Here is a 13,111-nt window from a genome sequence, read left to right as displayed (position 1 = left end):
CCTGCCCCGTAAGGAAGCGTCATGTCCCGCAACCCCCGCCTGCGCCCCGCCACCGTCCTCGCCGCCACCACCGTCCTCGCCCTCGCCCCCGCCCTCACCGCCTGCGGCGGCTCCTCCACCGCCGACTCCAAGGACAGCACCGAGAAGGTCGTCACCGTCTACAGCGCCGACGGCCTCAAGGGCGAGAAGGGCGACGGCTGGTACGACAAGGTCTTCGCCGACTTCACCAAGAAGACCGGCATCCAGGTGAAGTACGTCGAGGGCGGCTCCGGCGAGATGGTGCAGCGCGCCGTCCGCGAGAAGACCAACACCCAGGCCGACGTCCTGATCACCCTCCCGCCGTTCATCCAGCAGGCCGACGGCAAGGGCCTGCTGGAGTCGTACGTCCCGCAGGGCGCCGACAAGGTCAACGGCCGCGACAAGGCCGCCGACGGCCGCTGGACCTCGGTGGTGAACAACTACTTCTCGTTCATCTACAACAAGAAGGAGCTCCCGGAGGCCCCCAAGACCTGGGAGCAGCTGCTGGACCCGAAGTTCAAGGGCAGGCTGCAGTACTCCACCCCGGGTGTCGCCGGCGACGGCACGGCCGTGGTCATCAAGTCGATGCACGACTTCGGTGGCAAGGAGCCCGCGATGGAGTACCTGAAGAAGCTCCAGACCAACAACGTCGGCCCGTCCTCCTCCACCAGCAAGCTCGCACCGAAGACCGACAAGGGCGAGATCCTGGTCGCCAACGGCGACGTCCAGATGAACTTCGCCCAGTCCAGGTCCATGCCCAACCTGGGCATCTGGTTCCCGGCGAAGGAAGGCGGCCGTCCCACCACCTTCGCCCTGCCGTACGCAGCCGGCCTGGTCGCGAACGCCCCGCACACCGAGAACGGCAAGAAGCTCCTCGACCACCTGCTCAGCGAGGAGGCCCAGAAGCAGGTCAGCGCGGTCGGCGGCGGCTTCCCGGCCCGCTCCGACGTCAAGCCCACCGACGCCAATGCCGTAGAACTCACCAAGCTCATGACGGGAGTCGAGATCTTCGAGCCGGACTGGGCGGACATCGACAAGAACCTGACGGCGTACGTCGACGCGTGGAAGTCCGCCACCGGCAGCTGACTCGTAACCCACTGGCCATCCCTGCCCGGCAGGGTGTGCCTTGCATAACGGGTCTGGACCGAAGACCGCACCTTCGGTCCGGACCCGCGGCACGTCCGCACCTCCCAAAGCCCCACCCCGCACCCCCCAAAAAAGCCCCGCCCGCTCCGTCCCCACCCCCATCTCCTCACTTGCTCCCAGGAGGAGTACGTGCCCCCTGTCCTGCCCGGACGCCGTGCCCGCCGTGCCGCGGCCCTCGCCGCCCCGGCCGCCGCCGCACTCATCGCCGCCACCCTCGCCGCCGCCCCCGCCGGCGCCGCTCCCGCCCCCGCCCAGGAGGCCGCCGGCACCGACAAGGTGCTCGTCATCGGCCTCGACGGAGTCGTCCTCGACCGCGTCAAGGTGGCGAACGCCCCGCACCTCAACGGCCTGATGGCCCAGGGCCTCACCGCCAAGAGCACCCTCTACGCCAACCCCATGGGCGCCACGTCCTCCGGCCCCGGCTGGTCCACGATCGCCACCGGCGTCTGGCCCGACAAGCACGGGGTGAGGGACAACTCCTTCACCGGCAAGAACTACACCGCCTTCCCGGACTTCCTGACCCGCATCGAGAACGCCAACCCGGCGCTCAACACCTACGCGGCTGCCGACTGGGAGCCGATCACCTCCACCGACCAGAACGGACCGATCTTCTCCCCGAAGGTCGACAAGCGGCTCTCCCTCAAGGGCGACCGCGACGGCTACCGCAACGAGGACCCGAAGATCGCCTCGGCCGCCGCCACCGAGCTGCGTACCGCCAACCCCGACGCCGCCTTCGTCTACCTCGGGGAGGTCGACGCCGCCGGCCACTCCAACGGCGCCGCCAGCCAGCAGTACCTCGACTCCATCGCCCGCGTGGACGCCCTCGTCGGCCAGCTCCTCACCGCCGTCCAGCAGCGCCCGACGTACCCGCAGGAGAACTGGAAGATCCTGGTCACCACCGACCACGGCCACACCTCCGGCGGCGGCCACGGCGGCTCCTCCATCGCCGAACGCGGCACCTTCGTCCTCGCCAAGGGCCCCGGCATCCCCGCCGGTTCGGTCCGTGAGGACGTCCGCCTGACCGACGTCGCCGCGATCGCGCTCCAGCAGGTCGGCGTCTCCACCGCCGGGCTGGACGGCGTACCGCTGAACGCCCCGGACAGCGACCCCTTCGACACCCTGCGCCCGAGCCTCCAGGCCCGGGTGGACGAAACCGGAATCCCGGCCGGTACCAAGGGCTTCACCCGTACCCCGCCGGCCGGCTGGTCGGTCGACAACTCGAAGATGGGCGCCGGCGGGGTCACCGAGTGGGCGGGCTGGTCCTTCGCCACCGACGAGTTCTGGACCCAGGCGCAGCGCGACCAGTGGCGTGAGCTGAACGTCCGTTCCCGTGACGTGTTCGCCGTCGCCGACTCCGACGAGTGGGACGACAAGTCCCACACCGGCACCTTCGACTCCACCCTGATCACCCCCAAGTGGGCGGTCACCGGCGGCAGCACGGGTTCCACGGCGACGCTGCGCTACCAGACCCACTACCGCCACGAGGCCGGCCAGACCGCACAGGTCCTGGTCTCCTACAACGGCGGCGCCGCAACCGTGGTGAAGAACCACACGGCCGACGCGATCGCCAAGTCCGAGGCCGTCACCCTCCAGGTCCCGGCCGGCGCCACCGACGTACAGATCCGCTTCCGCTACACCGGCAACAACAACTGGTACTGGGCCGTCGACAACGTGACCCTCGGCTAGCGTGTCCGGGCCGTGGACGCCCTCGGCGGCCACGGCCCGCTCCCGATAGGGTGGTGGTACAGACCACAGGTCAGAGCGGAGAAACGTCAGTGGCAGAGCGCAAGCCGATCGAATCCTGGCTCACCGACATGGACGGGGTCCTCATCCACGAGGGCACTCCGATCCCCGGCGCCGATGCCTTCATCAAGCGGCTGCGCGAGTCCGGCAAGCCGTTCCTGGTGCTGACCAACAACTCGATCTACACCCCGCGCGACCTCCAGGCCCGGCTGCAGCGGATGGGCCTGGACGTTCCGGTCGAGAACATCTGGACCTCCGCCCTGGCCACCGCCAAGTTCCTCGACGACCAGCGCCCGGGCGGCACCGCGTACGTCATCGGCGAGGCGGGGCTCACCACCGCCCTGCACGACATCGGCTACGTGCTCACCGACCACGAACCCGACTACGTGGTCCTCGGCGAGACCCGCACCTACAGCTTCGAGGCGATGACCAAGGCCGTCCGCCTGATCAACGCCGGCGCCCGTTTCATCTGCACCAACCCGGACGAGACCGGCCCGTCCACCGAGGGCCCGCTGCCCGCCACCGGCGCGGTCGCCGCGTTGATCACCAAGGCCACCGGCAAGCAGCCGTACTTCGCGGGCAAGCCGAACCCGCTGATGATGCGTACGGGCCTCAACGCCATCGGCGCGCACTCCGAGACCAGCGCGATGATCGGCGACCGGATGGACACCGACGTACTGGCCGGCCTGGAGGCGGGCATGCAGACCTTCCTGGTGCTGACCGGCCTGACCACGCGCGCGGACACCGAGAAGTTCCCCTACCGCCCGACCAAGACGGTCGACTCCATCGCCGATCTGGTCGATCTCGTCTGATCGCCGATCCTCTGATCGTCTGACGGTCTGACCCGTACGGGCCAGTAGTGCGCCGCTCCGGATGCGGAGCGGCGCGGCGCAGGCGAACCTCCTGACGAGGAGGTTCACGATGCGCACTGCTCTGCTCGCTCTCCGTGCCACCGGAGTGGCCGTCACCCTGACCGCCGTCTCCGCCGCTTCCGTCGTCTGCGCCGTCCCGGCCGTGGCCGTGGCTGCGCCCGCGCCCGCGCCCGCCGCCCCGGCCGAGGAGGGGCAGCGCGGCACGGTGTGGGCCACTCCGTCCACCGCCGAGCCGGGGGCACAGATCGAGCTGCGCGTCACCGGGTGCAAGGGCACCACCGGCCTGGCGAAGTCCCCCGTCTTCGTCGCGGATGCGGATCTGTCCGGCCGCGACGGCCGGGGCAACCCGCTGTACGGGGAGGCGATGGTCAGCACGCATGCGCGGCCCGGCTGGCACACCGTACGGGCGTTCTGCGACGGCGGCGAGAAGGCCACCGGCTCACTGCAGATCGTCCCCCACAAGCCGGACCACCACCGCCCGGACCACCAGCGCCCCGACCACCACCGCCCTGACCACCACCGCCCGGACGCCCACCACACCCCGCGCTGGCCGGTGCACGCGGGCGGCGGCGGTATGGCGGCCGAGCTGGCCACCGCGAAGAAGGAGCCGGAGCGGGAGGGCCCGAGCCTGCCGCACACCGTGATCGGCGGGGTGCTCGCCGCCGCGGCCGGCCTCGCCGTGGCGGGCCGGGCGCTGAAGCTGCGGCGCCGCCGCAGCGGCGAATGACCGACGGCGATGACGGACACCGAGCCGCGGTCCTCCGGCGGGGGCCGGCTGCTGACCGTCGCCGCCTGGACCGTGCTCGTACTGGGCCTGTGGCTGTGGGGCCGCGAGATCACCGAGTTCAAGCCCGTCGAGCGCCCGGGCCAGGCCGGCGCCCTGTTCGGCCGTGGCCTCCCGGCTGCCCACAGCCCGCTGCCGGCCGGCGGGCCGCCGCACAGGCTCGACGTACCGTCCATGGGCATCTCGGCCCCGGTGATTGCCCGGGGCCTGGACCGCAACGGTGCGATCGAGCCGCCGCCGTACGGCCGGCCGGGCGTGGTCGGCTGGTGGTCGGGCGGCACCAAACCGGGCGAGGCGGGCACGGCGCTGCTGGTCGGGCACGTGGACACGGAGTCGAAGCCGGCGGTGTTCTACGGGCTCAGCACGGCCCAGCCGGGTGACAAGGTGCGGGTGACCCGGGCGGACGCCTCGGTCGTGGAGTTCACCATCGAGGAGGTGCGGGTGTACGAGCGCCGCGCCTTCGACGCGCACAAGGCGTACGGGCCGCGGGTGCCGGGGCGGGCCGAGCTGCGGCTGGTGACCTGCGGCGGTACGTACGACAAGGTGGCGAAGGAGTACACGGCGAACGTGGTGGTCTCGGCCTACCTGACGGCGACCCCCCGCCGCTGACCTGCGGCGGGACTGCGGCAGGACTGCGGCAGGACTGCGCTGGGACACGAAAAGGCCCCTCGCTGCTGCGAGGGGCCTTTTCCGTCTGTGCGCCGCCAGGGACTCGAACCCCGGACCCGCTGATTAAGAGTCAGCTGCTCTAACCAACTGAGCTAGCGGCGCCTGCTGACAAGGAAAACTCTACCCCACCTCGGGTGATGCTCGTGAACCAGCCACGCCCGGCTTGTCCGATTAACCCATATTCGTGGGGCTTTCCGTGCACTATATCTCTTGGTCGCGTCGAATCTGACGCTGCGCCAGGTATGGGTGAGGAGTGGACGGAACCGCATGACGACGCAGATGCAGATGCCGGTCTTCGAGGAATACGAACCCACGGGCGACTGTGCATGCCGGGGGTGCGTCCAGCGGCGCCGCGCGATGGGCGGTCCGCGGGCCATACCGCTGCGGGACGGCGGCCACCCCGGGGCCCACGGTGCGCGGCGCGCGCTGGTCCTGATGACGGCAGCCGGGGTGGTGCTGGGCGGTGGCGGTACCACGGCGACGGCGGATCCGCCGCCTGGTGCGGGAGCGGTGGGCACGGGCGCGGGCCGGGCCGGGGAGCCCAGAACTGACGATTCCGGAGCCGAGGAGCCGGACACGCCCCAGGGCACGCAGGGGCCGCTGCACGGCCCGCGCGGCATCCCGGCGCGTCCGCCGGCCAAGCCGGGCCAGCGTCCGGCGATCAAGCGGATCAACCGGGCGTCGATCATCAACCGGGCCAAGCTGTGGCTGGACGCGCAGGTCCCGTACAGCATGTCCACGTACTGGTCGGACGGCTACCGGCAGGACTGCTCCGGCTATGTCTCGATGGTCTGGAACCTGGGGACGAATGAATGGACCGGCAGCCTGGACAAGTTCGCCACGAAGATCACCAAGGATGAGCTGCTGCCGGGGGACATGCTGCTGTTCCACAACCCGGCGGATCCCAACAAGGGCTCCCATGTGGTGATCTTCGGCGGCTGGGTCGACGAGACCAAGTCGCACTACGTGGCCTATGAGCAGACGCGCCCGGCGACGCGGAAGCTGGCGACGCCGTACGGCTACTGGAAGAACGCGGACAAATACCTCCCGTACCGTTTCAACGGGGTAGTGGGCGGGATCCTCCCGGACGACTCGAACCCGGGAGGCCCGACGGCCACGCCGGTCGGCGGGACGGCGTTCCCCGGCGCGGCGAAGTTCGGTCCGGGCGCGGACAACGAGCATGTGCTGCGGCTCGGCCGGATGCTGATCGACCGCGGCGCGACCCGCTTCTATCCCAAGGGGCCCGCCACCCGCTGGTCCGACGCGGACCGGCTCGCCACCCAGGCGTTCCAGCAGGCGCAGGGGTGGACCGGTGCCGATGCGGACGGGGTGCCGGGGCCGGACACCTGGAAGCTGCTGGTCACGGGCGCGGGCAAGGACATCCGCCCGACGGTGGGCGCGGGCACCCCGCCGACGCCACCGCCGCCGCCTGCCGTGACACCGACCCCGTCGACCCCGCCCACTCCGTCGACGCCGGCACCGAGCACCAGGCCGGTGAAGCCGGCCCCGGCGTATCCCGGCGGGGCCGCGTTCCGGCCGGGCAGCACCCATCCGGCGATCGAAGCGCTGGGCCGCCGGCTGGCCCACAAGGGCTTCGGCAAGCACTACCGATCCGGCCCCGGCTCCCGCTGGACCGAGGCCGACCGCCGCAACGTCGAGGCCTTCCAGCGCGCCCAGGGCTGGCGCGGGGCCGCGGCCGACGGCTACCCCGGCCCGGAAACCTGGAGACGGCTGTTCGCATGACGGAGGCAAGGATGTTCCCCACGCGCACGACTTCCACGACGGGCAACATGCCCCTCCGCCCGCCGGTCCGGCCGATCCCGCAGGCGGAAACACGATCGACCCCCGGCACCGCGGGCCCCTGGGCCCATACCCCTGCCCGCCCGACCCCCGACCTCCCGGGCCAATCCGGCCCCGCCGACGCGCCGAGCCCTGCCGGGCTCGTTGGAGCGTCCCGGGCGGAGGCCCGGCTCCCCGACGCCGCCAAGTCCGGCACCGGTCCCGGCGCCCCTGCGTCCGGGCGGACGTTGTCCGGGCTGATGGGCCCTGCCGGGCCCGGAGCTGGGCTGTTCGGCCCTGCGGCCGGGTTCGCCGAGCAGGCCTCGGCCGGGCTTGCGGGCCCCGCCGGGCCCGTGCGCGGCGTGGCCGAGCCGATGCCGGCCGGGCCGTCCGGCCCTACCGGGCCCGGCGAAGGGCTCGCCCGGCCGGAGTCCCGGCCTGCCGGCCCTTCTGGGACGGTCGCCGGCCCCGTGGCCGGGCGGACGCCGTCCGGGCTGGCGGGCCCTGCCGGGCTCAAGCCCGGCATTGCGGGGTCCGGTGCTGGGCTGTTTGGGCCTGCGGCCGGGTTCGCCGGCCAGGCCTCGGCCGGGCTTGCGGGCCCCGCCGGGTCCGGTACGGACGCGTCCGGTCCCGCGGCCGGGCGGGCGCTGTTCGGGTTGGCGGGCCCTGCCGGGTCTGTGCGTGGTGTGGCCGGGTTCGGCGACGGGCCGTCCGGGCCCGTCAGGCCCGAGCCCGGTGTCGCCGGAGCCGGCGAAGGGCTCGCCTGGCCGGAGTCCCGGCCTGTCGGCCCGGCCGACTCTGTCGGGACGGTTGCCGCCCCTGGGGCCGGGCGGGCGCTGACCGGGCAGGAGGGCCCTGTCGGGCCCGAGCCCGGCGTCGCCGGCTCCGGCGAGGGGCCGGCCCGGCCGGAGTCCCGGCCTGCCGGCTCTGTCGGGACGATCGCCGGGCCTATGGCCGGGCAGGCGCTGTCCGCGTCGGCGGGCCCTGCCGGGTCCGTGCGCGGCATGGCCGGGCTCGGGGGTCAGGCCGAGCCGATGCCGGCAGGGTCGTCCGGCCCTGTCGGGCCCGAGCCCGGCGGTGCCGGATCGGGTGACGGGCTGTCCGGGCTGGCGGGCACCCCCGGGCCCGTGCGCGGCGTGGCCGAGCCGATGCCGGCCGGGTCGCCCGGCCCCGCCGGGTGCGGCGCCGGGCTCGCCGGGCAGGCGGCGGCCGGGCCGGCCGGGTCCGCCGGGGGTGGCGCGGAGCCGCCCGAGCCCGCGGCCGGGCGGGTGGCGGCGGGGCTTACGGGCCCGGTCGGGCCCATCGCCGGGCTCGTCGAGCAGGCCGGGCGGGCCCAGGGCCTGGCCGGCGGTGAGCCGTCCGGGCCTGCCGGGCCCGAGCGCGGCATCGCCGGGCCCGTTCCGCGGCGGGTGGCCGAGGCCGTGGCCGGGGTTCGGGCCATCGGGTGGCCCGGGGCCGATGGGCGGGGCCGGATTCCCGGGCCCGGGGTCGAGGTGATCGTCGCCGATGCCGTCGCCCGCGGCATGACCGGGGACGACACCCCGCACCCGCCCCGGCTCGGCCCGAGCCACCGCGCAGCCGCCACCGAGATCCCAGTGCATCTGATGTTCCGCGAGCAGGCGCGGGTACGTCCCGACGCGCCCAAGCCGGCTTCCCAAGCCAAGGCCAAGGCCAACGCGCCGTTGCCTCAGTCCTCCGCCGGGCGGCGGGTGCCGCGGGGGGACGAGCGGCTGCGGGAGCGGCGTGGTCCCGTGCTGCCCGGCTGGGCCGGCGCGGCGGTCGGCGGTCTCGCGCTCGCCGGATGCGCCGCCCTGCTCTGGCGGACCGGCGCCCTCCCCGACACCCTGGTCGCCGCGTTCGGCGCGACGCCCCACCCCTACCAGGGGCTCCGCGCCCAGGACTACCCCCCGCTCGCCTTCCTCGGCATCGTCGCGCTGCTCGCCCTCGGCGGACTCGGCCGCGGGAAGGTCGGCCATGCCTGGGTCCTGACCCTGTTCGGCCGGTACCGGGGGACCGTACGCCGTACCGGACTGGTCTGGGTCAGCCCCCTGCTCCTGCGCAGGCGGGTCGACGTACGCCTGCGGCACTGGCGCAGCGACCCGCTGCCCGCCGTGGACTCCGGCGGCCTCGCCCTCCAGGTCGTGGTCCAGGTGGTGTGGCAGGTCCGGGACACCGCCCGGGCCGCGCTCGCCGTCGCCGATCACACCGAATACCTCGCCGAGCAGGTCGAGTCGGCGATGGCCCGGGTGCTGTCCCAGCTGCCGGCCGACGCCTTCCACGAGGACGCCCCGACCCTGCGCGATGCCGAGGCCGTCGGCGACGCGCTGACCCGGATGCTCGCTGCCGAGACCGAGGCGGTCGGGATCGAGGTGTTCTCGGCACAGCCGACCCGGATCGAGTACGCCCCGGAGGTCGCGGCGGCCATGCGGCGCCGCCGGATCGCCGCGATCGACGCCAAGCACCGGGACAGCGTGCTCACTTCGGTGGTGGATGCGGTCGACGACACCGTGAACCGGCTGACCTCGCGCGGGCTGGTCGAGCTCGACGACTACGAGCGCAAGGCGCTGGTCAAGGACCTCACAGTCGCCTTCTACACCGGCCGGGGGGAGTAGGCCCCCGCCGAGCCCCGTCCGGAACGGAACCGCCCCCGCCTCCGCCCCCGGCGGGGGCGGTTCCGTTCCGGTTCCGTTCCGCTGCGAACCCCCGGTTCTCCGGTTGGTCTGGACATGGCCAACTCCCGTCAATAATCTGGGACTTGGTCTAGACCTGAGATTTCATCCCCACGCGTGCGCACGCTCACGGAACTCCCCCCACGTCCAAGGAGCATCATGCGTAACACCCGTACCGCCAGACGGGCCGGCGCCGCCGCGCTCGGCCTCGGCCTCATAGCCGGGGCCTCCCTCCTCATCGCCCCCAACGCCTCCGGCCACGGCTACACCGACAGCCCCATCAGCCGCCAGAAGCTCTGCGCCAACAAGACCGTCCCCGACTGCGGCGCCATCCAGTGGGAGCCGCAGAGCGTCGAGGGGCTCAAGGGCTTCCCGGCGGCCGGCCCGGCGGACGGCAGGATCTGTTCCGCCGGTCTGACCCAGTTCGCCGAGCTGGACAACCCGCGCGGCGGCGCCTGGCCCACCACCCGGCTCACCAGCGGCCAGAACCACACCTTCCGGTGGCAGTTCACCGCCAACCACTCCACCACCGACTTCAAGTACTACGTCACCAAGAACGGCTGGGACCCCACCAAGCCCCTCACCCGCGCCTCGCTCGAATCCCAGCCCTTCCTGACCGTGGCCTACAACGGCGCCCGCCCGCCCATGACCTTCACCCACCAGGGCCAGCTGCCCAGCGGTAAATCGGGCCGGCATCTGATCCTCGCCGTCTGGACCATCAACGACACCGCGAACGCCTTCTACGCCTGCTCCGACGTTCAGTTCTGACGAGTCGTCAGTTACCGTTCCGCCCATGCGGACACGGGCAGGGACGGTACAGACGGCAGGGACCGTAGCGGAGCTCATCGCACGGCAGTGGGGCGATCACCGGCCCGGGCTGAGGTACGGGACCACCGTCCTCAGCCACCACCGGGCCGCCCGGGAATCCGCCGCGCGCGCCGCGCTCCTCGCCGACCTGCTCCCGAAGGGCGCGGAACCGCACCTCGGACTGCTCCTCGACAACACCCCCGAGTTCCCCTTCTGGCTCGGCGCGGCGGCCCTCGCCGGGGCCGCCGCGGCCGGGATCAACCCCACCCGCCGCGGCCCCGAGCTGGCCCGCGACATCCTGCACACCGACTGCCGGATCCTCGTCACCGAACGCGCCCACCTGCCCCTGCTCCGCGGCCTCGACCTGCCCGGCGTACGCATCCTGGTGACGGACGGCGAGGAGTACGCCGACCTCCTCGCCCCGTACGCGGACGCCGAACCGGGCGAGGCGACGGTCCGCGGCCGGGCCCCGGCCCCCGGGGACCGGCTGCTGCTCTACTTCACCTCCGGGTCCACCGGCGCGCCCAAGGCCGCGGTCTGCTCCCAGGGCCGGCTCGCCGCCGCCGGCAGCTCCCTGGCCCGGCACTTCTCCGTCACCCCCGACGACGTCCACTACATCTGCATGCCGATGTTCCACGGCAACGCGGTGATCGCGGACTGGCTGCCCGCGCTGGCCGCCGGGGCCGGCGTGGCGCTCCGCCGCCGCTTCTCGGCCTCCGAGTTCCTGGACGACGTACGCGCCCACGGGGCCACCTACTTCACCTACGTCGGGCGGGCCGTGCAGTACCTGCTCGCCACCCCGCCCCGCCCGGACGACCGGGACAACCCGCTCCGGCTCGGCTTCGGCACCGAGGCGGGTGCGGTGGACGCTGCCCGGTTCGCCGAGCGGTTCGGGGTACGGCTGGTGGAGGGCTACGGCGCGACCGAGGGCGGCGCCTCCCTCCAGCGCAGCCCCCAGACCCCGCCGGCCGCGCTCGGCCGGGCCGCCCCCGGCGAGGACCTGGCGGTCGTCGACCCGGACACCGGCGCCGAATGCCCGCCGGCCCGGCTGGACGGGGCCGGCCGGCTCCTCAACGGCGAACAGGCCATCGGTGAACTGGTCAACCGGGGCCGCAGCCTCTTCGAGGGCTACTGGCGCAACCCGGAGGCGGAGGCCGCCCGCACCCGGGACGGCTGGTACTGGACCGGAGACCTCTTCTTCCGCGACCCCGAAGGCTTCCTCTACTTCGCCGGCCGCACCGACGACCGGCTCCGGGTGGACAGCGAGAACCTGGCCGCCGCGATGATCGAGAACATCCTCGCCCGGTGGCCGGACGCGACGGCAGCCGCCGTCTACGCGGTACCCGACGAAGCGGCGGGGGACCAGGTGATGGCCGCACTCGCGCTCCGGCCCGGCGCAGTCTTCGATCCGGCCGGTTTCGCCGCCTTCCTCGCCGCCCAGCCCGACCTCGGCACCAAGATGGCACCCCGCTACGTCCGCATCGTCCCGGCCATGCCCGTCACCGCCACCAACAAGGTCCACCGGGCCGCCCTGCGCCGGGCCGGATTCGGCTGCGCCCCCGACCCGGTCTGGCACCGCCCGCCCGGCGCCCCCGGGTACACCCGGCTCGACGCCCCGGCCCTGGACGCCCTGCTCGCCGCCTACGCGGAGCACGGCCGGACCGGCCTCCTCGACCAGGGCGGCCCGCACCTCAGTCCACCCCCTCCGGCGGGGAACTGCGCGCCAGCGTGAATACCCCTGCCGTGATCAGCACCACCCCCAGCAGGGCCGGGAGCAGCCACCACCCCGTCCGGACGTGCTCCTCGTACAACAGCACCCCCAGCACCAGGCCGGTCCCGGCGTCGCCCAGCGTCAGCGCCGGCTGGGACGCGACCAGCGGGCCGCCCTGCATGGCGTGCTCGAACAGCAGCAGCGCCGCGATGCCCGTCACGACCAGGCCGTACGTCTCCCAGGCGGTCAGGAACGCCTCCGGTCCGCCCCCGTCGAGGGCGTGCACCGCCGACTTCATCAGTGCGGCCGTCAGCGCGTAGCAGAGGGCGGTGGCCAGGCCCAGACAGGCCGCCCGCATCCGGCCCGGCGGGTGCCGCAGCCCGGCCGCGGCCAGCGCCACCACGGCACCGCCGCCCGCGGCCAGCGTGGGGATCCACCGGTCCAGCGGTACGTCGGTCCGGTTCCCGGTGGGCGCCAGCGCCACCAGCGTCACCCCCAGCCCGACCACCACGGCGGCCACCGCCAGCCACTGGGCACGGGGCAGGTGCCGCCGCGCGAACAGGGAGGCGATCAGCAACGCCAGCGGCAGCTCCAGCACGAACAGCGGCTGTACGAGGGACAGCGGGCCGGTCGCCAGGGCCACCGCCTGGCCCACCCCGGCCGCCACCACCGCGAACATCCCCACCAGCCACACCGGGCGGCGCACCAGGTCCAGGACGAGCCCCGGCCGGAACCCGCGGCTCTGCGGCACCGTGAGGGCGGCCCGCCGCTGGAGCACCGTGGCCAGCGCATTGCTGCACGCGGCGAACAGCGCGGCGAGGACCGGCAGCACGAAGCCCATGGGCCGATCCTGACCGCGCCCGGCGCCCACCGCACGCCGGGGCCCGGCACCCCGGTCGGGCGAATCTGCCCG

The 13,111-nt window shown here is 73.6% G+C and carries 9 protein-coding genes, 1 tRNA gene and 1 pseudogene; 9 read left to right on the top strand and 2 right to left on the bottom strand.

All coding sequences use genetic code 11. The features are described from left to right. The first annotated feature begins 21 nt into the window (after nucleotides 1-21). The 5 genes from DEJ50_RS11860 to DEJ50_RS11840 all read left to right on the top strand — a co-directional run bounded on the left by DEJ50_RS11860 (nucleotide 22) and on the right by DEJ50_RS11840 (nucleotide 5,172). On the top strand, nucleotides 22-1,104 hold the full coding sequence (locus DEJ50_RS11860; RefSeq protein WP_150207700.1) for a 2-aminoethylphosphonate ABC transporter substrate-binding protein: 1,083 nt from the start codon (nucleotides 22-24) through the stop codon (nucleotides 1,102-1,104). A 189-nt stretch (nucleotides 1,105-1,293) separates the two neighbouring features. After that, on the top strand, nucleotides 1,294-2,850 hold the full coding sequence (locus DEJ50_RS11855; RefSeq protein ID WP_223837714.1) for an alkaline phosphatase family protein: 1,557 nt from the start codon (nucleotides 1,294-1,296) through the stop codon (nucleotides 2,848-2,850). 89 nt (nucleotides 2,851-2,939) lie between these two features. Beyond that, the gene (locus tag DEJ50_RS11850; RefSeq protein ID WP_150207698.1) at nucleotides 2,940-3,719 is read left to right on the top strand and encodes an HAD-IIA family hydrolase; all 780 of its coding nucleotides are present in this window, start codon (nucleotides 2,940-2,942) and stop codon (nucleotides 3,717-3,719) included. Between the two features lie 109 nt (nucleotides 3,720-3,828). Continuing rightward, a complete protein-coding gene (locus tag DEJ50_RS11845; RefSeq protein ID WP_223837713.1) occupies nucleotides 3,829-4,506 on the top strand; it encodes a hypothetical protein in 678 nt (225 codons plus the stop codon). A gap of 9 nt (nucleotides 4,507-4,515) precedes the next feature. Continuing rightward, entirely contained in the window at nucleotides 4,516-5,172 is a 657-nt protein-coding gene (locus DEJ50_RS11840; RefSeq protein WP_150207696.1) for a class F sortase, read from the top strand. Between the two features lie 88 nt (nucleotides 5,173-5,260). Here the strand turns inward: DEJ50_RS11840 and DEJ50_RS11835 are convergent. Beyond that, nucleotides 5,261-5,334, bottom strand: a tRNA-Lys gene (locus DEJ50_RS11835). Between the two features lie 177 nt (nucleotides 5,335-5,511). Between DEJ50_RS11835 and DEJ50_RS11830 the strand changes: the two genes are divergently transcribed. The 4 genes and pseudogenes from DEJ50_RS11830 to DEJ50_RS11815 all read left to right on the top strand — a co-directional run bounded on the left by DEJ50_RS11830 (nucleotide 5,512) and on the right by DEJ50_RS11815 (nucleotide 12,219). Beyond that, complete coding sequence (locus tag DEJ50_RS11830) at nucleotides 5,512-6,975, top strand: peptidoglycan-binding protein (protein WP_150212067.1); 1,464 nt, start codon at nucleotides 5,512-5,514, stop codon at nucleotides 6,973-6,975. A 1,946-nt stretch (nucleotides 6,976-8,921) separates the two neighbouring features. Further along, a pseudogene (locus DEJ50_RS35590) lies at nucleotides 8,922-9,623 on the top strand (SPFH domain-containing protein); the annotation flags it as partial. Between the two features lie 216 nt (nucleotides 9,624-9,839). Beyond that, complete coding sequence (locus DEJ50_RS11820; protein ID WP_150207694.1) at nucleotides 9,840-10,448, top strand: lytic polysaccharide monooxygenase; 609 nt, start codon at nucleotides 9,840-9,842, stop codon at nucleotides 10,446-10,448. 25 nt (nucleotides 10,449-10,473) lie between these two features. Then, nucleotides 10,474-12,219 (top strand): AMP-binding protein, encoded by a 1,746-nt coding sequence (locus DEJ50_RS11815; protein WP_150207692.1) that lies wholly within the window; start codon nucleotides 10,474-10,476, stop codon nucleotides 12,217-12,219. Here the strand turns inward: DEJ50_RS11815 and DEJ50_RS11810 are convergent. Further along, nucleotides 12,179-13,039 (bottom strand): DMT family transporter, encoded by an 861-nt coding sequence (locus tag DEJ50_RS11810; RefSeq protein WP_150207690.1) that lies wholly within the window; start codon nucleotides 13,037-13,039, stop codon nucleotides 12,179-12,181. The genes DEJ50_RS11815 and DEJ50_RS11810 overlap by 41 nt on opposite strands. Nucleotides 13,040-13,111: the final 72 nt, after the last annotated feature.

Source organism: Streptomyces venezuelae (genome assembly GCF_008642295.1).
GTDB classification, from domain to species: Bacteria; Actinomycetota; Actinomycetes; order Streptomycetales; family Streptomycetaceae; genus Streptomyces; species Streptomyces venezuelae_C.
This window is presented reverse-complemented; position numbering and strand designations above follow the sequence as displayed.

What these genes read in the sequence shown, in the direction of transcription:
- DEJ50_RS11860 (WP_150207700.1), top strand. Translation starts at nt 22, where the DNA reads ATGTCCCGCAACCCCCGCCTGCGCCCCGCCACCGTCCTCGCCGCCACC.
- DEJ50_RS11845 (WP_223837713.1), top strand. Translation starts at nt 3,829, where the DNA reads ATGCGCACTGCTCTGCTCGCTCTCCGTGCCACCGGAGTGGCCGTCACC.
- DEJ50_RS11840 (WP_150207696.1), top strand. Translation starts at nt 4,516, where the DNA reads ATGACGGACACCGAGCCGCGGTCCTCCGGCGGGGGCCGGCTGCTGACC.
- DEJ50_RS11830 (WP_150212067.1), top strand. Translation starts at nt 5,512, where the DNA reads ATGCAGATGCCGGTCTTCGAGGAATACGAACCCACGGGCGACTGTGCA.
- DEJ50_RS11820 (WP_150207694.1), top strand. Translation starts at nt 9,840, where the DNA reads ATGCGTAACACCCGTACCGCCAGACGGGCCGGCGCCGCCGCGCTCGGC.
- DEJ50_RS11815 (WP_150207692.1), top strand. Translation starts at nt 10,474, where the DNA reads ATGCGGACACGGGCAGGGACGGTACAGACGGCAGGGACCGTAGCGGAG.
- DEJ50_RS11810 (WP_150207690.1), bottom strand. Translation starts at nt 13,039, where the DNA reads ATGGGCTTCGTGCTGCCGGTCCTCGCCGCGCTGTTCGCCGCGTGCAGC.